Below are 22050 nucleotides of genomic sequence, written 5' to 3'. Positions count from 1 at the left end.
TGAACTGTGGGATGTCGAAGTCGATCCGCGCCTTGCCGTCGGCGTCGAGCTCGACAGGACCGGAGAAGAAAGCGACCAGCTTTTCGGTCGGCGGGCTGCCTTGCGCCTGCATGTTGGCGCCGTCGCCGCCGGTCCTGAGCTTGCCGGTGTTGCCAAGCGAGCCGTCGATCAGGCGGCCGTATATGTCGCGGATTTCCATGCCCAGCATGCGCTGGCCGAAGAACCAGTTCTCCGGGTCCGGTACCTTGTAGTTGGTCAGGTTGAGGATGCCGACATCGACGGCGGCAACCATGACATAGGCATTGCTGCCCGGCTGCACGCCGGCGACCGAAACCGGGATCGACAGCTGTTGGCGCGGCATGGTCTTGTCCGGCGGCGTCAAGGTGACGGCCAGCTTCTTCGAGCCCGGATCGACCTTCAGCCATTTCACGCCGATGGCGCGCGCCGGCATGCGCGTTTCCTGCGCCTCGCCCGGCCGGAACAGGGTTGCCGTGACATAGGCGCCGGCACCCCAGTCGTCGCCGACCGGGATGTCGACCGTGCTGCCGCCGGCCGGCACGGATGCCGTGACGGTCTTCAACAGCTTGTCGGAACCGATGTTGATGAGAAGTTCGCCGGCAAAGTGCGGCGAGACTTTCAGCCTGGCCACTTCGCCGGCGGCATAATTGTCCTTGTCGAGGGCGATTTCGAGGCCGTCAGGCGTTTCGGTGGTGGTCGAGGAGACATACCAGCCGGCATCGAACTCGTAGCTTGTCGCCGGTCCCTCGGGATCCGATGTCTCGACTTCGAGGCGGTACTGACCCCAGTCGACCGGCACGGAGACCGTTGCGTCGCCGTCGGCGCTGAGGTCGACCTGGCCGTTGGCGATCGACTTGGTGAAGTTGACCGGCTCGTAGTTCCAGGAATTGTTGGAGCGGTACCACTGGTAATTGCGTTCGACCTTGACCAGCGTCCACTGCGCGCCTTTCAGCGCCTCGCGCTTGCCGTCGGGATCGACGGCGATCAGGCTGAACTTGGCGGTGCCACCCTGCGGCACTTCATTGTCGGCGAAATCCGGACGGATGCCGATCATATGGCCTTGCGGGCGGATGCCGATGTTGAGCGAGCGCTCTATGGCGCGGCCGCCGGATTCGCGCATCCTCACCGTCACCTTGGCGTCGACCAGCTTGGTGGTCGAGGGCAGTTGGTCGACGGAGACCGGGAAGGTCACCTTGCCGTCATCGCCGACCACCGGCAGATCGGCGAGGGGGGTGACCGTGGGTTCGGCCGACTGCTCGTCGGCGAGACCGAAGGAAAAGCCCTGGAAGCGGTCCCAGTCGCGCGACGTCGACAGCGTCAGCTCGCCTTCCAGCGCCAGGCCGGCCGCCGGAGCGCCATAGAGGAAGCGGCCGTCAATGTCGATATTGGCGGTTTCGCCCAGGGCGATTTCCTGCTTGTCGGCCTTCATGTCGAATTCGATGCGATCCGGTACGAAATCCTCGACCAGGAACATGTGGCTGGCCACCGCCGGCTGCTTGGGATCGGTGTAGATCGACACCGACCAGGTACCGCGCATGGCGTTGGGTTCGAGCGGCAGGTCGACGGCATGGCCGCCCGCGGATGCGCCGTCACTGACGATACGGCGGTTTTCGACACCGTCGGGGCGCGAGAAGATGAAGGTCAGCGGCAGGTTCTCGACTGCCTTGGCGGCGCCGTCGCGAGCAAGGGCCGCGACATGAACATCCTCGCCGGCGCGGTAGATACCGCGTTCGGTCCAGGCATAGACGTCAAGCGCACCGGGCGCCGCGCGCCCGGTGACGCCGCGGTCGGACAGATCGAAGCCGGCCCGGCCCATGTCGAGGAAGACGAAATCATTGTCGCCCTGCTTGGCCATCAGCACGGCCGGCACCATGCCGCCGTCGCCGCGCGTCAGGCCGGGGTTGAAGACGGCATGGCCGTCAGCATCCGATGTCGCCGTGCCGAGAACCTCATTGTTCCTGGCAACCAGGGTCAGTTCGGCGCCTGCTATCGGCTTGGCACTGCCCAGCGAACGGGCAAAGACATTGAGCCCGTCCTGGCCGGTATAAGTCGACAGGCCGATGTCGGAGACGACGAACCATTGCGTGGCCATCGAATTGTAGTCGTCGCTCTTGTCGTTGACGGCCTGGGCGGTCAGCACGTAAACGCCGGGCTTGCGCTGCGGCACCGCCTCGTCGACCGGGAAGGAGGTGGTGACCTCCTTGTTGAGATCATCGGCGATGTCGAGCTGGCCTTGCCAGACCGGCGCGCCCATCTGCTCGGAAATGTTGGAGATGTCATAGCCGTCGAGCTGGTGCAGGAACTGGTAGCCCGACAGAAGCTGGGCGAGCGAACGATCGCCGATGCGATAGAGCTTCATCTCGGCGGCGTTCATGTTGACGGTGACGATCGGAATGCCACGGCGCGCGCCAGCCGGCAGCACGAAGCTGTCACCGGTGAAGCGGGCGGACGGTGCGCGGTCCTGCACATAGATCGACAGCACCACGGGGGCCGCGGTCACTTCGCCGATTGCCGCCGGCAGGCCGGCGCGGAAGGTGACGTCGTAGTGCTGGCCATGCTCCAGTCCTTCGACGCAGATTTGCTTGTCCTTGGCCTCGACGCCCTTGGGCGGTGCATTGTCCACGGTGACGAACTGCGCGTAGTCGACGCCGGTCTTGACCAGATCCTCGGAGAATTGCACGCAGATGCGCGGCGCGCTGGTGTCAGCGTCGACGGTATGGTCGATGACGCGAAAACCCTTGCGGGCCTTGAGATCGGCATAGTCGGCCTGGACCGCCGGCGAAGGGTTCAGGGCAAGGCTGGCCTCATAGGCCTGCAGCGCCGGCCGGTAGAGATCGCGCTTGTCGAGCCCGTTGCCGAGCAGCGCCAGCACTTCGGCGCGCGTCTTGGCGGTGCGCAGCAATTTATAGGCATTGAAAGCGGCCGACGTGCCGTTCGCCGGCAAAGTGGATGCTTCGGAGGTGCTTGCGGCGGGCTGAACGGCCAGCGTTTCACGCGCCAGGTTGAGCCAGAGCTGGCCATCATCGGGCAGCACCGAGACCGCGGCCTCGTATTTCAGCATGGCGGAGCGGTGATCGCCGGTCAGCACGGCCTGTTCGGCGGCGTTATGCAAGGCAGCCATGCCTTCTGTAGGTCTGTCATAGGCCGGGCCGAGCAGCTTGTTGCGGTATTGCTGGGCCTGATCGGCCATCCAGTTGGGGAAGAAAGCGAGTTCCGGCGGCGCGCCGATATCAGGATCGCCATCGATGTTGACGACCTTGCCCGCGACCGCGCCGTTGAAGGTTTTCAGCTGGTTGTAGTCGGATTTGAGGAAGCACCATTTGGCTTTTTTGTTGTAGGTGAAGGCGCGGCAGGCCGGGTCTCCCAGGCACGTCGTCTTGCACTGGTCGATTGTCACATTCTGGTCGGACCTGAGATCAAAGCCGAAATAGTCGGAATTGTCCGTTGTCGCTATTCGCCGGGCCTCGGCCGCTTGCGCGGCGCTGCTCCAGGCCAGGACATTGGCCCAGGCGAAAAACAGAAGAATCAGGATAGACAGACCACGAGCCGCGCGCATTGCCATAACACCCCTCCAGACACAGCTGACGTCCGGGCATGATCAAGCTTCAGTCAGGCTTGTCAACACAAGGACGCGGCAGGGTTCCGCCTGCCAGCGGTTTCCTTTCCGGCCGATGACCGGTAGTACCTCCATAGGACAGGGGATCACGCATTCTTGCGGCGACGCAAAAGGTGTGAATTCCAAGCCCGCCCTATTTCAGACAATTGGATTGTGGCCCCTTTACGAGCGCTTCAGAACTTCATTCCAATTTTAGTTTTGTAATCTAGGTTGTCTTAATGCCGGCGCATGAAGAGCAGATGTCAGGAGGTCGCGCGCCAGGGCGTGCGCTTCCGCGCGCCCTGCTGCTGGCCATGATGTGCTCGACCGTGCTCGTCGCCGAATCGCGCCCGGCGGCCGCTTTCGAGCTTTTCGGCATCAAGCTGTGGGGATCGTCCAGCGACGAGGATGCCGATATCGTCGATCCCCTGCGCTACGCCGTGACCATCAATGCCCCCGACGCCGACAAGGATCTGGTCAAGAAGCTCGAAAATGCCTCGGCGCTGAAGAGTGACGAGGAGCGTCCGGTTTCAGGCTCGCTCGGGCTGATGGCCAAGGCGCGCAGCGACCGCGAACAGCTTGTCGCCGCGCTTTATGCCGATGCCCGTTACGAAGGCGTCGTCACCGTCACCATAGACGGCAAGCCGCTCGACGATTTGCCGCCGGATGCCGAATTCAAGGGGCCGCAGCCGGTTCCCGTGGTCATTGACATTGCCACCGAGCCGAAATTCACCTTGGGCAATATCCACCTTGAGGGCGATGCGGCAGGACTGATGAGCGCCGATTATGGCCTGATATCAGGCGGCGACGCCGGATCCGGCGCGGTGCTCAAGGCCGAGGCGCTGATCGTGCGGACGCTGAAGGAGCAAGGCAGACCGCTGGCCAAGGTGACAAACCGCCAGATCGTCGCCGACCATGCGACCTCGACGCTCGACGTGACGCTGACGGTCGCCGCCGGACCGGTCGCCGGCTACGGCCCGACCACGGTGGAAGGCACCGAGAAGGTCGACCGTGACTTCACCGAATACATGACCGGCCTCAAGCGCGGCCGGCAATATTCGCCGCAAGAAATCGACGACGCGCGCGACCGGCTGCTGGCGCTCGAGGTCTTCAACAGCGTGACGTTCAAGGAAGCCGACACGCTCGATGCCGACCGCAACATTCCGATCGGCGTCCAGGTAAGCGAGCGCAAGCCACGCTATTTCGGCGTCGGCGGCACTTTTTCCAACACCGAGGGGCTGGGCCTTGAGGGCTATTGGGGCCACCGCAATTTGTTCGGCCGGGCCGAGAAGCTGCGCATCGAGGGCAAGATCAGCGGCATCGGCAGCAACGATCTCGGCGAGCTCAACTACAATGCCGGCATCATGTTCGAAAAGCCGGGCGTGATCGGGCCGGCATCGAAGTTCTTCGCCAGCGTCAAGACGGTGCTCGAACATCCTGACGCCTACGACCATTTCTCGGTCAAGGGCAGTACCGGGCTGTCCTACGAACTGACGAAGAAGCAGACGGTTTCGGCGGAAGTGGCGCTCGACTATTCTCGCATCCACGACGCTTTCGGCAAACACAAATACCTGATCGCCAGCATTCCGCTGCAATATGTCTACGACAACCGGGACAACCGGCTGAACCCGACAAGCGGCTTCCGGGTGCTGGCCTATGCCGAGCCCAGCTACGACATTTTGAGCGGTGCGGCGTTCCTGAAGCTGAGGGGCGAAGGGTCGGCCTATCAGTCGCTGGATTCGGCTTCGAAGTTCGTCCTGGCCGAACGTGTCGCTATCGGTTCGATCGTCGGCACCAGCCTCGAACATGTGCCAGCCGACCGGCGCTTCTATTCCGGCGGCGGCGGTTCGGTGCGCGGCTATGCCTATCAGGGCATCGGACCCAAGGACTTCACCGGCCAGCCGATCGGCGGCCTGTCATTCTTCGAAACCTCGGTCGAGATGCGCATCGCCATCACGGACACGATCGGCATCGTGCCGTTCGTCGACGCCGGCACCGTATCGACCAAATCGGCTCCCGATTTCTCCGATGTCAAGGTCGGCGCCGGCGTCGGCCTGCGCTATGTCACGCCGTTCGGGCCACTGCGCATCGATGCCGCCGTGCCGCTCAACCGCGATCCGGGTGACCCGCATTTCGGCATCTATGCCGGCATCGGACAGGCATTCTGAGCGATGAAAACAGTCTGGCGCATCCTCCGCATTGTTCTCTACACGCTGCTGATCGTGGTTGCGGGAGCGATCGGCGCGCTGGTGATGCTGACCAAGACCGAGCGCGGCCGCGACAATCTCGCCGGCATCATTTCGCGGCTGGCCTCGAACGACGACCGCAAGATCACGGTCAGCGGCATAGACGGCATCTGGTCCGGGGCGCTAAGCGTCGACCATGTCGTGCTGGAGGATCGCGAGGGCGCCTGGCTGGTGGCGCGCAAGGTGGCCGTCGACTGGTCGCCGCTGGCGCTGCTGTCGAAAAGCTTCAGCGCCGACCGTATCGCTGCCGAGCGCATCGAACTGGCCCGCCTGCCGGTGGCCGGCACGCAACAGCCGGCGCCGAGCGGCACGACGACGCTGCCGGTTTCCATCGACATCAAGCAGATCGATCTGCCCGAGATCGCGCTTGGCCAGCAACTGGCCGGCAGCGGCATCGCAGAGCTTGCGGCCAAGGGATCGGTCAAGGCCGATGCCGCGCCACTGGCGGTCGAGACGGTGCTCTACATCACCCGCCATGACGGCAAGCAAGGTAATGTCGACGCCAAGATCCACTTTGCGCCGGCAGACAACAGGCTCGATCTCGACCTGAAGGCCTCGGAGCCGGCAGGCGGTATCATCGCCAACCTGCTCAAGCTGCCCGACACGCCGCCGGTCGACATAAATGTCTCGGGCACCGGGCCGCTCGCCAATTGGAACGGCATCGGCACGTTCTCGGTCGACGGCAAGATCGTCACCCAGCTGACGGGTCGCCACCAACTGACCGACAAGGGCAATCATATCGAGGCCAAGGGCGATGGCGATTTCGCTCGCTTCCTGCCTGAGAATCTCAAGCCGCTGTTTGCCGGCAAGACCAGTTTCGACATTGCCGGCACCGCCACATCGGCCGGTGGCGTCAGTGTCGACCGCGCCAACATCGACAGCGATGCGGTGCACGGCACCGCGACCGGCATTGTCGATCCTGCCGGCGCCAGCGACCTCTCGGTCGAACTCGCCGCCAAGGGTCCACCCGTGGTGATCAGCGTCGGCAGCAAGGCGCAGCCGATCACGCTGGCGATCAGCAATGCCACCGCCCGCGCCTTCGGCGACGGCAAGGCGCCGATCATCGACGTCGGCGCCTCCTTCGTCTCCATCGTCGCCGGCGGCACGCGGCTGGATGATCTGGCGGCCCAGATCCATTCCGACGGTTTTGACATCCAGAACCGCGCCGGGCCGGTCACCGTCAAGCTGGAGGCGGGCGGCCTCAACACCGACGTGGCGACGCTGGCGCCGCTGATCACCGGCAGGATCGATGTCGATCTGGCCGGGTCGGTCAGCAAGGATGCCATTGCCATCGACCAGGGCACGCTGCGTTCCGACGCGCTCAACGCTTCGCTGACCGCGACGGTGGCGCTTGCCGACCTGTCGATGCAGCTGAAGATGAACGCGGATGCCGTGGCGACGGCCTTTCCGCCGCAGATCGCCTCGGTGCTCGGCGCCCGGGTGAAATTCTCGGCAAGCGCGGCCCGCGATCCACAAGGGTCCTTCGCCGCCAACTCGATCGAGTTCACGTCCGGCACGCTCAGCGCCGCCGGCACGGCCAGCATGCAAGGCACCGACATCCAGGCCGACATCAAGGGCAAACTGGGCGACGTTTCCGTGCTGTCGCCGACGGTCGGCGTGCCAGTTGCCGGTGGCGTCGATTTCGCGCTGTCGGCAAGTGGCGCCATGACGGCGCCGGATTTCACCGTTACCGCCGACAGCGACAGCCTGACGGCATCGGGCCGCACGGTGAAGAGCATCAAGCTGACGGCAAGCGGCAAGGCCGATATCACCAGTCCCGCCGCCAACGTATCGCTGACCGGCTCCGTCGACGACCAGCCGCTCGACATCAAGGCAGCGCTGGTGACGAGCGAAGGCAAGCGTTCGATCAATGGTTTTCTGGTCTCGCTCGGCGACAACAAGGTCTCGGGCGATCTCGCGCTCGACGACAAATTCATGCCGCTCGGCACGCTGACGCTCGATGCACCTGCCATCGACCAGCTGGCCGCACTTGCCGGCCAGGCGATAACGGGCGATATCGACGGCACCATCCGCTTTGCCAAGGAGGGCGACGCGCCCTCCGTCGCCATCGATGCCAAGAGCACGTCGATCGCGCGCGGCGAGGTGACGGCCAAGGCCATCACGGTCAATGCGCTGATCGCCAATTATCTCAAGGCGCCGGCGATCGCGGGTTCGATCAAGGCCGACAGCGTCACCTCCGGAACCACCGAAATCGGCGGCATCGGCGTTGACCTGAAGCGCGACGGCGACTGGACCAATTTCACCGGCGGCGCCACCATAGCGGGCATTCCGGCAACCGCTGCCGGCCGGGTGAAGATCGCCGATGGCACGACCAGCGTCGAGATTGCCTCGGGCGAAGCCACTGTTCGCGGCATCAAGGCGGCAATCGCTCAGGCGTCGACAATGAGCATCGCCAACGGCACGACCAGCATCGAGAAACTGGCTCTCGATGTCGGCGGCGGTTCGGTGACGCTGTCGGGCACTGCCGGTCAGACGCTCGACCTTGCGGCGCAATTTTCGGCACTGCCCGCGGCGCTCGCCAATGAATTTTCGCCCGGCCTCGTGGGCACGCTCAGCGGCACGGCTGGTGTGACCGGACCGCCGGCCGCGCCCGATGTCCGCTTCAATGCGCAACTGGCCGGTATCGAAACCAGCCAGACCCGGCAGGCCGGGCTCGGGCTGCTCGCCGTCGATGCGGCCGGCAGCTACACCTTGGCCGGCGGCGTGATGCTCGATCAGGCGACGCTGACCGGCGACAAGATTTCCGGCAAGGCGGCCGGCACCCTCAACCCGAACGGCGCCAGCGATTTTGCGCTGGATCTCATATCATCCGGCCCCAGCCTGCCCCTGACTGTCGGCAGCGCCGAGAGCCCGGTCAAGATCGAGATCCAGTCGCTGTCGGCAAAGGTGGCGGGCGAGAGCACGCGGGCCCGCCTGGATGTCTCCGCGATCCTGCCCTCGATCGTCACCAGTCCGGCGAGGGTGGACGGGCTTGCCCTGGCGTTGCATTCGGATGCGTTCGATCTCAAGAACCGTGCAGGGCCGGTTTCCGGCACAGTGTCGGTGGACAAGGTCGGTCTCGACAATCCGGTGATCGCGCCGCTGATCGCCGGCAAGGTCACGGCAGCCGTCAGCGGCCGCCTGACGGCCGACCTGTTTGCCATCGACAGCGGCTCGCTCAAGAGCGATGCGTTGAACAGCCAGGTCGCCGGCCAGGTATCGCTGCGAGACGGTGCCATCGACCTCAATCTCAAGGCGGATGCCCCATCGTCGGCCTTGCCGGCGGCGGCGCGCGGCATGCTTGGCGAACGCGCTGAGATCAGCGCCACGCTGAAGCGCGATCCCAAGGGCAGCATCAACATAGGCGGATTGAAGCTGGCCTCGGGTGCGCTGACCGCCGACGGGCAAGCCAGCCTTGCCGACAACAAGGTGGCCGCCGACATCAAGGGCGCGCTGAGCGACATCTCTCTGCTGTCGAAGGATGCCAAGGGCGCCATCGCCTTTGCGTTGAACGCACAGGGGTCGGCCACCGCGCCGGACCTGTCACTGACGGTCGACAGCGACAGGCTGCTGGTGGCGGCGCGAGAGATCACCGGGTTGAAGCTGACCGCCACCGGCAAGGCCGATGCCGCCAATCCGGCAGCCAACGTGCAACTGACCGGCAATGTCGCCGGCCAGGCGCTGCAAGGCAGCGCGGTGCTGGCGACGGCTGACGGCAAGAGCGCCATCAACGGCCTGCTGCTGTCGCTGGGCAAGAACAGGATCTCCGGCGATCTGGCGCTGGACGAGAAGTTCGTGCCTGTCGGCACCATCGCGCTCGACCTGCCCGATATCGGCCCGCTGGCGGCACTGGCGCTGGAAAAGGCCGAAGGCGACGTACGCGGCACGATTGCCTTCTCGAAGAATGGCGCAGCACCCCAGGTCGCCATCAAGGCGGCGACAGCGTCGATTACGCGCGGCGACCTGCAGGCGAAAGCCGTCTCGATCGATGCGCTGGTCGCCAACTATCTGGCGGCGCCCGTGATCTCCGGAAAGGTCCGCGCCGACACCGTCATTTCGGGCGGCACCGTGATCAGCGGCATCGATGTCGATTTGAAGCGCGACGGCGACTGGACCGGTTTTTCCGGCGGCGCCACAGTCAAGGGCATTCCGGCACAGGCTGCTGGCCGCGTGAAAGTGGCCAACGGCACGACGACCATCGAGCTTGCCTCCGGCCAGGCGACCGTCCAGGGCATCAAGGCGGCCATTGCTCAGGCCTCGACCGTCAGCATCGCCAATGGCACGACGACGCTGGACAGGCTGGTGCTCAACCTTGGCGGTGGTACGGCGACGGTAACCGGCAAGGTCGGCACGGCGCTCGACATCAACGCGACGCTGGCGCGGGTGCCGATGTCGCTTGCGAACAGTTTCTCGGCCGGCCTCGACGCCGCCGGCTCGATTTCGGGCACGGTGAAGGTGACGGGTGCGCCGGCCAGCCCTGCGGTCGCCTTCAATATCGATGCGGCCGGCGTGCAAACATCGCAGACCCGAGGCGCTGGTGTCGGGGCGGTGAGTGTTTCCTCGTCCGGCACCTTTGCCGCCAACAAGCTGGCCTTCACCGCCAATGTCAGCGATGGCGCCGGCCTTGGCCTCAAGGGCGGCGGCACCGTGACGACGGCCGGCACGCCGGCGCTGGTGCTCGACTTCAATGGCGCCGTGCCGTTCGGCCTGCTGAGCCAGAAGCTCGCCGCGCAAGGCATGTCGCTGACGGGCACGGCCAATGTCAACGTGCAGGTGCGCGGTCCCGCGACATCGCCCGTCATCGGCGGCAGCGTCAGCACCTCCGGTGCGCGCCTTGTCGATGCGCGCTCCGGCCTCGCCGTCAACGATCTCGCCGCCGATGTCACGATTGCCGGCGGCGTCGCCAGGATCAACCGGCTGACCGGAACGCTGTCGACGCGCGGCAGCCTGTCGGCCAGCGGCACGGTCGGCATCAACCCGGCGCAGGGTTTTCCGGCCGATTTGTCGATCAAGCTGGTCGACGGCCGCTATACGGACGGAAGGGTGGTGACCGCCAATCTCGGGGGCGACCTGACGATCAAGGGACCGCTGACCTCCGCACCGGTCATTGCCGGCACCGTGAATCTCGCCAAGACGGTGATCACGGTTCCGGACAAATTGCCGGGCTCGCTGGCGGCGCTCGACGTCAAGCACAAGAACGCGCCAGCTGCGGTCAAGGCACAGGACAAGGCGCTGCGGCCGCCGACGACCAGCGGCAAGGGCGGCGGTAGCGGCCTTGCGCTCGATGTCACGGTCAACGCCCCGAACCAGATCTTCATCCAGGGCAGGGGCGTCGATGCCGAACTTGGCGGCTCGCTCAGGCTGACCGGCCCGGCCTCGTCGCCGCAAGCGGTCGGCACCTTCACCTTGCAGCGCGGACGGCTGTCGATCCTCGGCAAGCGGCTGACCTTCACCGAAGGCACGGTCGGGTTTTCCGGCTCGCTGGTGCCCTATCTCAATTTGACGGCGACCACGACGACGACCAGCGCCACCGTCACCATCGTGGTGTCGGGCGAAGCGACCAATCCGAAGTTCACCTTCTCCTCCGTGCCGGCACTGCCCGAGGACGAGGTGCTGGCGCAATTGATCTTCGGCCGCTCGATGTCGAACCTGTCGCCGCTGCAGATCGCCCAGTTAGCCGAGGCCGCCGGGCAACTGGCCGGCGTCGGCGGCTCGACGTCGCTTCTGGAAAACCTGCGCAGCGCCATTGGCGTCGACGATCTCGACGTCACCACCGACGACCAGGGCGGCACGGCGGTTTCGGCGGGCAAATACCTCAACGACCGCACCTATGTCACGATCCAGAAGGGCGACAAGCCGGGCTCGGGCAAGGCTACGATCGACCTCAATGTCGGGCGCGGCGTCAAGCTGCGCGGCGAGGCCAACGATGCCGGCGAAGCCAAGGGCGGCATCTTCTACGAGAAGGAATACTGATAATTCGGCAGGGCTTTTGGCCTCATGATGGATCGATTCTGGCGCTGTTCGGGCTGGAGTAAATGTCTCAGTTTAATCGACTATCGAGATTCCAGAAGAATCCATCGGACAGTAGCAAATTTGCGCCAAGACTGTCGTTATCACGCGAACCGCTCCCCTTTCAAAGTTGCACATTCCCTAACATGTTCTCAATCCACGCCGTCTTTGACATCATGGCCTGGATGCGGAATGTTAAAAGGCGGAAAGCCAACAATGGGAGTTAAGTCATGACAATTTATAAGAGTAATGGCGATCGCGTTCCGGATCACATCCTGGCCATGGCCGAAGAAGCCAAGGCAGGCAAGGTGGACCGCCGCGAATTCCTGGCCATGGCCAGCGTCTTCGGCGCATCGACGGCAATGGCTTACGGCTTGCTCGGGCTCGCCGATCCGACGCCGGCGAAGGCCGAAGAGGTAAAGGGCAAGAAGGGCGGCACGCTGAAGATCGCCCAGTGGATCAAGGATCCCAAGGACCCGCGCAAGGCCGACTGGTCGGAAATCGCCAATGCCGAGCGCCAGGCGCTCGAGCCGCTGGTCAAGTACACGTCCGAATACACGTTCCGCCCCTATCTGCTGGAAAGCTGGGACGTCAACGACGATGCCACGCAGTACACGCTGCATGTGCGCAAGGGCGTCACCTGGTCGAATGGCGATGCCTTCACAGCCGATGACGTCATCTTCAACCTGAAGCGCTGGGCCGACAAGAAAGCCGAAGGCAACTCCATGCCCGGCCGTCTCGGCTCGCTGGTCAAGGACGACAAGCTCGACGAAAGCGCCGTGACCAAGCCGGACGACCACACGGTCGTGCTGAAGCTCACCAAGCCGGACATCGCGCTGATTCCGAACATGTGCGACTATCCCGGCCTCATCGTCCACAAGACCTTCGACGAGAAGGGCGGCGACTTCAAGGCCTGCCCGATCGGCACCGGTCCGTTCGAACTCGTCTCCTACGATGTCGGTCAGAAGGTGGTCTACAAGCGCCGCACCGACGACAAGTGGTGGGACGGCGAAGTGTTCCTCGACGGCCTGGAATTCATCGACTACGGCACCGATCCGGCAGCCATGGTCAGCGCTTTCGAAGCCGGCGAAGTGCACACCAATTTCGAGACTTCGGCCGACTACGTATCGATCCTCGACGGCATGGACCTGGTGAAGTCGGAGATCGTCACCGCGTCGACCATCGTCTGCCGCACCAACGTCAACAACAAGCCCTATGGCGACCAGAAGGTGCGCAACGCGCTGCAGCTTGCGGTCGACAACAATGTCGTCTTGCAGCTCGGCTACGGCAATGCCGGCTCGGTCGCCGAAAACCACCATGTCTGCTCGATCCATCCGGAATATTACGAGCTGCCCAAGGTTGCCCGTGATCCGGCCAAGGCGAAGGCGCTGATGGCGGAAGCCGGCCAGGCCGACTTCGAACACGAGCTGATCACTGTCGACGAGGACTGGCACAAGAACACCGGCGATGCGATCGCCGCCCAGCTGCGCGACGCCGGCATCAAGGTGAAGCGCACCGTTCTGCCGGGTTCGACGTTCTGGAACGACTGGACGAAGTATCCGCTGTCGATGACCAACTGGAACATGCGCCCGCTCGGCGTCCAGGTTCTGGCCATCGCCTATCGCACCGGCGAGGCCTGGAACGAGGCCGGCTGGTCGAATCCGGACTGGGATGCCAAGCTCAATGCGGCGCTCGCCGTTGCCGACGCCGCCAAGCGCAAGGAAATGATGAAGGACATCGAGCAGATCCTGCAGGATTCCGGCATCATGATCCAGCCGTACTGGCGCAAGCTCTACAGCCACTCGGTCAAGGCGGTGCAGAACTACAAGATGCACCCGACCTTCGAGCGCGACTACGGCAAGATCTGGCTCGAGCAGGCTTGATCGCATCGACATAGGGGAAGGGGCTCGCTCCCTTCCCCTGCTCTTTGCATCGTCCGTCCCTCCTGGTCCGCACTTTCTCAAAAAAGTTACGGACTCGCGGGCAAGGCCATGCAACAAAAACAGGGTTGATCGCATCCGAAGGCCTGTTTGACAGCCAGCCCCGCCGGTCACGGCAGGGTTGGCTTTCATAGCCGGCTCAAACCCCAACCCATCGGCAGGGGGCCGCCATGCTTTCCTTCGTTATCAGGCGTCTTGGCACCATGGCATTGACGATGCTGTGCCTGACCATGGTCGTCTTCTTCCTGATCAACCTCGAACCCAATCTGAAGAAGCTGGCGATCAGCCAGACCGAAATGCATACGTCGGCCGAGCAGCTCGAGAGCTGGCTGGTCAACCATGGCTATCGGCAGAACTTCTTCGTCCGCTATGGGCAGTGGCTGGGCGTGGTGCCCAAGCAACCTGTGACAGACCCGGCGACCGGCAAGCCGGCGCAGCGTTTCTCCTTCTGCAACGATCCGCTCGTCCCGACCTTCGCCGGCGTTTTCCAGGGCGATTTCGGCTGCTCGACCAAGTTCAAGGCGACCGTCGCCTCAAAACTGTTTCCGGCACTTGGCGCTACGGGCATCCTGATGTTCTGGGTGCTGATGGTGATGGTGCCGATCTCGCTGCTGATCGGCATTCTGGCCGGCATGCGCGAGGGGTCGCGAACCGACCGGGTGCTGTCCGTGGCGTCGATCGCCTCGACGGCGACGCCTGAATATGTGTCGGGCGTCATCTTCACCGTCATCTTCGCCTCATGGCTAGGCTGGCTGAACGGCTCGGCGGCTTCGGCCAGCCAGGGCATCACCTTCTACAATTTCACTTTGCCGGTGATGACGCTGGCGATCTACGGCATCGGCTATATCGCCCGCATGACGCGTGCTTCGATGGTCGAAGTGATGACGCAGCAATATATCCGCACTGCCAGGTTGAAGGGTCTTTCCTTCGGCAGCGTCGTGGTCAAACATGCCTTGCGCAACGCGCTGATCGCGCCGTTCACAGTCATCATGCTGCAGTTTCCCTGGCTGCTCACCGGCGTCGTCATCGTCGAGGTGATGTTTCGTTACCAGGGCTTCGGCTACACGCTGGTCGAGGCGGCCGGCAACAACGACATCGACCTTTTGCTCGGCTGCTCGCTGGTCTCGGTGTTCATCGTCTTGATCACGCAGCTCATTTCCGATGTCGGCTACGCATTTCTCAATCCGCGTATCAGAGTTCAGTAGGGAGCGAAGCGGATGCCGGTTCAATACATCAGTGGCTTCACCGTCGTTCTCGAAGTGCTGTCGCGCTTCTGGCCGGTCTGGATCGCGCTCGTCATCGTCATGGGCGCGAGCTTCGCCTACAAGAAGAAGCTGGCGCTCTACGGCCAGCTGTTCGACAGCGGTGTCGGCATCGTCGGCGTCGGCATCTGCCTGTTCTGGCTGTTCACGGCAATCTTCGCCGCGACCGTTTCTCCCTTCGATCCGCTGGCCCAGATTCCCATCATGAAGGATGTGCTGCCGGGCGCCGTCGAACCGAAATCGGGGCTGACCTATCTGTTCGGGGGCGACAAGCTGGCGCGCGACGTGTTTTCGCGCATGGTCTATGGCAGCCAGATCGTGCTGATCATCGCGCCTGCGGCAACCGGCTTCGCGCTGATGGTCGGCATCACGCTCGGCCTGCCCGCCGGCTACTACGGCGGCAAGATCGACACCGTGCTGTCGTTCCTGGCCAATCTCGTGCTGGCCTTCCCTGTGATCCTGCTGTTCTACCTTTTGGTGACGCCGGGCATCATGGACACGCCGATCCCTTATGGCATGGCCGGCGTCTTCTTCCTGTTCCCGATCATCTTCTTCAGCGTGCTGTTCTGGACCCGCTACAAAAACCGGCCCGACCGGCTCTACATCCTGCTCGGCATCACCCTGATCCTCGGCGGCTGGATCTATGCCGGCCTGGTCTTCGACGCCGATCCGCTGAAGATCGTGCATATCGACCCCAACCAGCTCAATATCTTCGTGGCGGTGGTGTTCGCGTCCAGCCCCGGCGTGTTCCGCATCGTGCGTGGCTTGGTGATGGACATCAAGACGCGTGACTATGTGGCGGCGGCGCAGACGCGCGGTGAATCGCCCTGGTACATCATGCTATGGGAGATCCTGCCCAATGCGCGCGGGCCACTGATCGTCGACGCCTGCCTGCGCATCGGCTACACCACGATCCTGCTCGGCACGCTCGGTTATTTCGGCCTTGGCCTGGCGCCGGAAAGTCCGGACTGGGGCACTGCGATCAAGGACGCCAGCCGCCTGCTGCGCTCCTTCATCCACCCGGCGTTGCCGCCGACGATCGCACTGATGTCGTTCGTGCTGGGCTTGAACCTGCTCGCCGACTCGCTGCGCGAACAATCGATGAAAGACTGATCTCGCGGGTTTCGACCCGATGCGCCTGATAGAAACAGGCCTAGAAGAACCAGGATTGGAGCGACCCATGAACGAGGCAGTTCGAAATCCCGCCACGCCAACCAATGGGCCGGCCAACGCGCCGATCATCGAGATCGAGAACCTGTCGATCTCCTTCTTCACCCGCAAGGGCGAGATCCCGGCGGTCATGGATTTTTCCTGCACCGTCATGCCCGGCGAGGCGATGGGCATCGTCGGCGAATCCGGCTGCGGCAAGTCGACCGTGTCGCTCGGCATCATGCGCGACCTCTCCAACATCGGGAAGATCGTCGGCGGCAAGATCAAGTTCCAGGGCAAGGACATGGGCGAGCTCTCCGACGAGGAGTTGCGCTCCATTCGCGGCAACAAGATCGCGATGATCTACCAGGAGCCGATGGCGAGCCTGAACCCGGCGATGAAGGTCGGCCAGCAATTGATGGAAGTGCCGCTGATCCACGACAAGGTGTCGAAGGAAGAGGCCCATAAACGCGCGCTTGACATGGTGCGCGCGGTCAAGCTGCCTGATCCCGAGCGCATGATGCGCTCCTATCCGCACCAGCTCTCGGGCGGCCAGCAGCAACGCATCGTCATTGCCATGGCGCTGCTGTCGAAGCCGGCGCTGCTTTTGCTCGACGAACCGACGACGGCGCTCGACGTGACGGTGGAGGCCGGCATTGTCGACCTGGTCAAGGGGCTCGGCGAGAAGTTCGGCACGTCGATGATTTTCGTGTCGCACAATCTCGGCCTGATCCTGGAAACCTGCGACCGCATCACGGTTATGTATTCGGGCGAAGCGGTCGAAACGGGCAAGATCAAGGACGTGTTCGACCGGATGCGCCACCCTTATACGCAAGGGCTGTTCCGCTCGATCCCGCTGCCCGGCGCCGACAAGAACTCGCGGCCGCTAATTTCGATCCCCGGCCAGCTGCCGCTGCCGCACGAGCGGCCCAAGGGCTGCAATTTCGGCCCTCGCTGCCACCATTTCGTCGAGGGCGTCTGCAACGCCGCCGAAATCCCGATGATCGAGGTCGCGGGTCACGAAGGCCATTTCTCGCGCTGCGTGCGCTTCAACGAGATCGACTGGGAGGCGCTGCCGCCCGGCGCCAAAAAGGTCAATGAGCGCGTCGTGCCCGGCGCTCCGGTGCTCAAGATCGAGGATCTCAGAAAATACTACAGGGTGGGCGGCAGCGAGGTGTTCGGCTCGAGCGAGGGCCGCGTCGTCAAGGCCAATGAGACGATCTCGTTCATGGCGCGCGAATCCGAGACGGTTGCCATCGTCGGCGAATCCGGCTGCGGAAAGTCGACGCTGGCCAAGGTGCTGCTCGGGCTGGAGACGGCAAGTGCCGGCACGGTGACGCTGGGCAACAAGGAAATCCAGTCGACGGGCATCGAGAAGCGGAGTGTCGACACGGTGTCGTCGATCCAGATGGTGTTCCAGAACCCGTTCGACACGCTCAATCCCAGCCATTCGGTCGGTTCGCAGATCATCCGCACGCTGGAGAAGTTCAATGTCGGCAAGACGGTCGCCGACCGCCGCAAGCGCATGCTGGAGCTGCTCGACCTGGTGAAGCTGCCCAGGGCGTTCGAGACCCGCAAGCCGCGCCAGCTATCCGGCGGCCAGAAGCAGCGCATCGGCGTGGCGCGGGCCTTTGCCGGCGACGCCAAGGTGGTGGTGGCCGACGAGCCGGTCTCGGCACTCGACGTGTCGGTGCAGGCGGCGGTGACCGAACTGCTGATGGACATCCAGCGCAAGAACAAGACGACAATGCTGTTCATCAGCCATGATCTGTCGGTCGTGCGCTACATCGCCGACCGCGTCGTGGTCATGTATCTCGGCTATATTGTCGAGCAAGGCACGACCGACCAGATCTTCGCGCCGCCCTACCATCCCTATACCGAGGCGCTGCTGTCGGCGATCCCGATCGCTGACACCAGCGTGGTCAAGCGGCACATCGTGCTGGAGGGCGACATTCCCTCGGCGATGAACCCACCGTCCGGCTGCCCGTTCCAGACCCGCTGCGGCTACAAGAAGCTGGTGCCTGACAATCTGTGCGAGACCAAGGTGCCACCGGTCAAGCATCTCGGCGGCGGCCATATGAGCCTGTGCTGGCTCTCCGACGATGTGCTGGCAACGATGGAGCCGGTGATCAAGTTCGACAAGGAGCACGCCGCGCACGAAGGCGTGCCGGATGACGCGCCGCATGGCGATGGCCCCGGTTTTGCCGGCACGCCACCGAAGCGTCCGCGCGGCAAGACGGGCAGCGCGGAAGCCGATGCAGCGAGGCAGGCCGGCGAGGAGACGGAAGCCGTTTCGAAAGCCCGCCGTCACGAGGTCCGCGACGAGGTTTCGGAAACCGGCGATACCCCAAAGCCGGGCGATTCTAGGAAACCGAACTGACCGGCATCAGGCAATGCCATCAATTTCATATGCTGCGCAAAAACATGCATCCCTTGAGAATCTCAGTCTGTTGCTCTATGTGATGCGTGATGTTTGATGCTTGGAAAGGAGGACGAATTGTGAGAACGACACTTGCAATCGATGATGATGTCCTTCTTGCCGCCAAGGCTATGGCGCGGCAGCAGGATCGCAGCGTGGGAGAAGTCATTTCCGATCTGGTTCGCCGTTCGCTGCGTCGGCCGCAGGCGGGCGGTGAGCGCAACGGCATTCCCTTGCTTTCGTCGCGGCCCGGCGGGCCGATGGTCGATCTCGAAACGGTCAATGCGCTTCGCGACGAGCTGCCGTGACCTTCCTGCTCGACGTCAATGTGTTGATTGCGCTGATCGATCCGGCTCATGTCGCGCATGACGATGCCCATCGGTGGTTCGAATCCACCGGGCATCACTCATGGGCCACATGCCCCATCACCGAGAATGGCGTTATCAGGATCGTGGGCAACCCCAAATACCCCAACTCTCCTGGCTCCCCTGCCGTCGTCGCGCCGATCGTCGGCAAATTGCACGCACTTGCCGGACACCAGTTCTGGCCCGATGACATCAGCCTTGTCAGTTCCAGAGAGATCGACGCGGGCAAGATCCTGACTTCGACGCAAGTAACCGACAGTTATCTGCTGGCGCTGGCCAAGTCGCATGACGGCGAGTTGGCGACGTTCGACCGAAAGCTATCGACGACGGCGGTAAAATCAGGGAAGGCAATCCTTCATCTGATCCCAAGCAAATGAATCGCTGAGATCTTTTCTGCTCGAGGGGCGACATCGCTTTTCGCAGCGCCAAGTGATTTCACTTGGCTGCGTAATGCTCCGGCAAAGTCAGTTGCCGCACTCGCTCAGTTGCTGCGCATAGTCCCGCGCCATCTTGTCGGTGGCCCGGGCATAGCCCTGGACGCCGGCATCGCCCCGGTTGCCGCGGCCATAGGCGGTCCAGCCGAGATAGTAGGCCAGATAGAGGTTGTAGGTATCGTTGCGGGCAACGCCATACGTGTCTGCGGTCTTGGAATGATACCAGCCGACAAAGTCGACGGCGTCGGCGAATTTCGTCCGCCGTGCCGCCCAGTTGCCGGTTTCGCGCTGATATTGCGACCAGGTGCCGTCCAGCGCCTGCGAGAAGCCGGTGGCCGACGAGACATGCTTCCACGGAATGAAGCCGAGCAGCTTGGTGCGCGGCGGCCGTGCATTGCTCTTGAAACCGGATTCCTTGCGCACCGTCGCCATCAGCACGGGAACGGGGATGCCGTATTTCTGCTGGGCGCGCTCGGCGGCCGACTGCCAGTTGTCGAACCAGCCGTCATTCTGGTCGAAGACGGCACAGACATTGTTGATGTGGCTGGGCGGCGTGGCGCAGGCCGAAAGCGCCAGCAGCACGCAAACCGCACCAATTTTACTAAAACTCGAACTACGCATGGGCAGAGCAATAGGCCGAAATCATAAAGGGAATCTTGCGGCGTCCGTTAACGCTTCGCCGGCGCAGTCTCTCAAGGAAATCCAGTATCGATAATCCGACGCACTTCGTCGCTTTTTCTAAACAGACATTGCAGAAATGCCGCCGTGGCTAAAATCGCGCCCGCAGACGACGTATTTCTGACAGCTTGCCCGGTTTGCCGGGGCTTTGATACCGGCATGAACGAACCAAGACGCAAACGCGGCGCCGAGCGCACCAGCAACAGAGGGCCATCGGCCATCCCGCAACTGTCGCTCAGGCGGGTGACAAATCCCTATCCGCCAATGGCGATGCTGTCGCCCGACCAGATCGAGCAGATCCATCAGGCGTCGATGCACATATTGGAGAATTTCGGCATCGAGGTGATGAGCCCGCGGGCGCTGTCGCTGTTCGAGAAGGCCGGCGCCAAAGTCGATCATGCCTCGGCGAATGTCCGCATCGATCGCGGCCTGGTCGAAGACGTGCTGAAGACCACGCAGTCCAGCTATGTGTTGACGCCGCGCAACCCGGCCAACGCGGTTCATCTCGGCGGCAACACCATCAATTTCACGCTGGTTGCCGGACCGCCCAATGTGCACGATATGGAGCGCGGCCGCCGCGCCGGAAATTTGCGCGACTATTCGGATCTGACCCGGTTGGCGCAGCATTTCAACTGCATCCACATGCTGGGCAACCAGGTCTGCGCACCGGTCGAACTGCCGGCCAATTCCCGCCATCTCGACACCTATTTCACCAATCTGACGCTGACCGACAAGAGTTTCCATGTCTCGGCGATCGGGAGGGGCAGGGCGCTTGACGGCATCGAGATGATGGCGATTTCGCGCGGGCTGACGCTCGATCAGATGCGCGACGATCCCGGCATCACCACGATCATCTCGGTCAACTCGCCGCGCCGCTTCGACGAGATGATGGCCGAAGGACTGATGACCATGGCCGAGTTCGGCCAGTCGGTGGCGGTGACGCCGTTCACGCTGATGGGGGCGATGAGCCCGGTGACGCTGGCCGGCGCGCTGGCGCAGCAGAACGCCGAGGCGCTGTTCGGCGTCGTGCTGACGCAGCTTGTCCGTCCAGGCGCGCCGGTCATGTATGGCGCCTTCACCTCCAATGTCGACATGAAGTCCGGCGCGCCGGCCTTCGGCACGCCTGAGAACACCAAGGCCAACATTGCGTCGGGGCAACTGGCACGGCGCTACGGGCTTCCGTACCGCACGACGCCGGGCTCGGCTTCCAACGCCGCCGATGCGCAGGGCGCCTATGAGACGCTGATGGCGCTGTGGGGCGCGGTGCTCGGCCACGGCAACCTCGTCTACCACGCCGCCGGCTGGCAGGAGGGGGGGCTGACGGCGTCGTTCGAAAAATTCATCATCGATGTCGAGATGATCCAGCACATGATGGAGTTCTTGCGCCCGATCGAGGTCAATGAGGCCGAGCTCGCCGTCGAGGCTTTGGGCGCGGTGCCGACCGGCGGGCATTTCTTCGGCGAACCGCACACGCTGGAGCGCTACGCCACCGCCTTCTATCAGCCGATGCTGTCAAACTGGCAGAATTACGAAGCGTGGCAGGAAGCCGGCGGGCTCGACGCCACGGCGCGCGCGACGCGGCTGTGGAAGAAGGCGCTGGAAGACTATGTCGAGCCGGTGATGGATATCGCCGTGCGCGAGGCGCTGGAGGCTTACATGGCCAGGCGCAAGGAAGCGATCGGGCAGGGCGAGCCGTGATGGTCACAGGTTTGCGCGCGTGCACCCCCCTCTGTCCTCCCGGACATCTCCCCCTCAAGGGGGGAGATTGGCTGGCACGTTCTTCTTCGCCAACTACCAATGTTGAAAAGAGGGTCGCGGCGCAGCCGCTGCTGAATTCCCCCCTTGAGGGGGAGATGGCCGGCAGGCCAGAGGGGGGCGGCTTGGCTCCTCCCATTTCGATTCATTCCACCGATCCAACTCACTGATATCAGAGAA

Annotated in this window: 10 protein-coding genes; 9 read left to right on the top strand and 1 reads right to left on the bottom strand. The window is 63.5% G+C overall.

What is annotated here, in order from left to right; all coding sequences use genetic code 11:
* Positions 1-3852: 3852 nt before the first annotated feature.
* The 8 genes from X735_RS141525 to X735_RS141560 all read left to right on the top strand — a co-directional run bounded on the left by X735_RS141525 (position 3853) and on the right by X735_RS141560 (position 19380).
* Complete coding sequence (locus tag X735_RS141525) at positions 3853-5781, top strand: autotransporter assembly complex family protein (RefSeq protein ID WP_023813219.1); 1929 nt, start codon at positions 3853-3855, stop codon at positions 5779-5781.
* A gap of 3 nt (positions 5782-5784) precedes the next feature.
* Positions 5785-11832 carry a translocation/assembly module TamB domain-containing protein gene (locus tag X735_RS141530; RefSeq protein ID WP_023813218.1) on the top strand — a complete coding sequence of 2016 codons (6048 nt, stop codon included), beginning with the start codon at positions 5785-5787 and terminating at the stop codon, positions 11830-11832.
* Between the two features lie 266 nt (positions 11833-12098).
* Positions 12099-13751 carry an ABC transporter substrate-binding protein gene (locus X735_RS141535; RefSeq protein WP_023813217.1) on the top strand — a complete coding sequence of 551 codons (1653 nt, stop codon included), beginning with the start codon at positions 12099-12101 and terminating at the stop codon, positions 13749-13751.
* Between the two features lie 227 nt (positions 13752-13978).
* Positions 13979-15013: an ABC transporter permease gene (locus tag X735_RS141540; protein WP_023813216.1), complete on the top strand. Its 1035-nt coding sequence runs from the start codon at positions 13979-13981 to the stop codon at positions 15011-15013.
* A gap of 12 nt (positions 15014-15025) precedes the next feature.
* On the top strand, positions 15026-16183 hold the full coding sequence (locus X735_RS141545) for an ABC transporter permease (RefSeq protein ID WP_023813215.1): 1158 nt from the start codon (positions 15026-15028) through the stop codon (positions 16181-16183).
* Positions 16184-16250: 67 nt separating this feature from the next.
* On the top strand, positions 16251-18599 hold the full coding sequence (locus X735_RS141550; RefSeq protein WP_023813214.1) for an ABC transporter ATP-binding protein: 2349 nt from the start codon (positions 16251-16253) through the stop codon (positions 18597-18599).
* A 119-nt stretch (positions 18600-18718) separates the two neighbouring features.
* The gene (locus X735_RS141555) at positions 18719-18946 is read left to right on the top strand and encodes a CopG family transcriptional regulator (protein WP_023813213.1); all 228 of its coding nucleotides are present in this window, start codon (positions 18719-18721) and stop codon (positions 18944-18946) included.
* On the top strand, positions 18943-19380 hold the full coding sequence (locus X735_RS141560) for a TA system VapC family ribonuclease toxin (protein WP_023813212.1): 438 nt from the start codon (positions 18943-18945) through the stop codon (positions 19378-19380). The genes X735_RS141555 and X735_RS141560 overlap by 4 nt, the downstream gene beginning before the upstream one ends.
* 87 nt (positions 19381-19467) lie before the next feature.
* Here the strand turns inward: X735_RS141560 and X735_RS141565 are convergent, their stop codons facing one another.
* Complete coding sequence (locus X735_RS141565; RefSeq protein ID WP_023813211.1) at positions 19468-20058, bottom strand: transglycosylase SLT domain-containing protein; 591 nt, start codon at positions 20056-20058, stop codon at positions 19468-19470.
* A gap of 216 nt (positions 20059-20274) precedes the next feature.
* Between X735_RS141565 and X735_RS141570 the strand changes: the two genes are divergently transcribed.
* On the top strand, positions 20275-21813 hold the full coding sequence (locus tag X735_RS141570; protein WP_023813210.1) for a trimethylamine methyltransferase family protein: 1539 nt from the start codon (positions 20275-20277) through the stop codon (positions 21811-21813).
* The last annotated feature ends 237 nt before the right edge of the window (positions 21814-22050 follow it).

The sequence above is a fragment of the Mesorhizobium sp. L2C084A000 genome (assembly GCF_000502875.1).
In the GTDB taxonomy this organism is placed as follows: domain Bacteria; phylum Pseudomonadota; class Alphaproteobacteria; order Rhizobiales; family Rhizobiaceae; genus Mesorhizobium.
The sequence above is the reverse complement of the archived record's forward strand: the minus strand, read 5'-3'. Positions and strand labels throughout refer to the sequence as shown.

What these genes read in the sequence shown, in the direction of transcription:
- X735_RS141525 (WP_023813219.1), top strand. Translation starts at nt 3,853, where the DNA reads ATGCCGGCGCATGAAGAGCAGATGTCAGGAGGTCGCGCGCCAGGGCGT.
- X735_RS141530 (WP_023813218.1), top strand. Translation starts at nt 5,785, where the DNA reads ATGAAAACAGTCTGGCGCATCCTCCGCATTGTTCTCTACACGCTGCTG.
- X735_RS141535 (WP_023813217.1), top strand. Translation starts at nt 12,099, where the DNA reads ATGACAATTTATAAGAGTAATGGCGATCGCGTTCCGGATCACATCCTG.
- X735_RS141540 (WP_023813216.1), top strand. Translation starts at nt 13,979, where the DNA reads ATGCTTTCCTTCGTTATCAGGCGTCTTGGCACCATGGCATTGACGATG.
- X735_RS141545 (WP_023813215.1), top strand. Translation starts at nt 15,026, where the DNA reads ATGCCGGTTCAATACATCAGTGGCTTCACCGTCGTTCTCGAAGTGCTG.
- X735_RS141550 (WP_023813214.1), top strand. Translation starts at nt 16,251, where the DNA reads ATGAACGAGGCAGTTCGAAATCCCGCCACGCCAACCAATGGGCCGGCC.
- X735_RS141565 (WP_023813211.1), bottom strand. Translation starts at nt 20,058, where the DNA reads ATGCGTAGTTCGAGTTTTAGTAAAATTGGTGCGGTTTGCGTGCTGCTG.
- X735_RS141570 (WP_023813210.1), top strand. Translation starts at nt 20,275, where the DNA reads ATGAACGAACCAAGACGCAAACGCGGCGCCGAGCGCACCAGCAACAGA.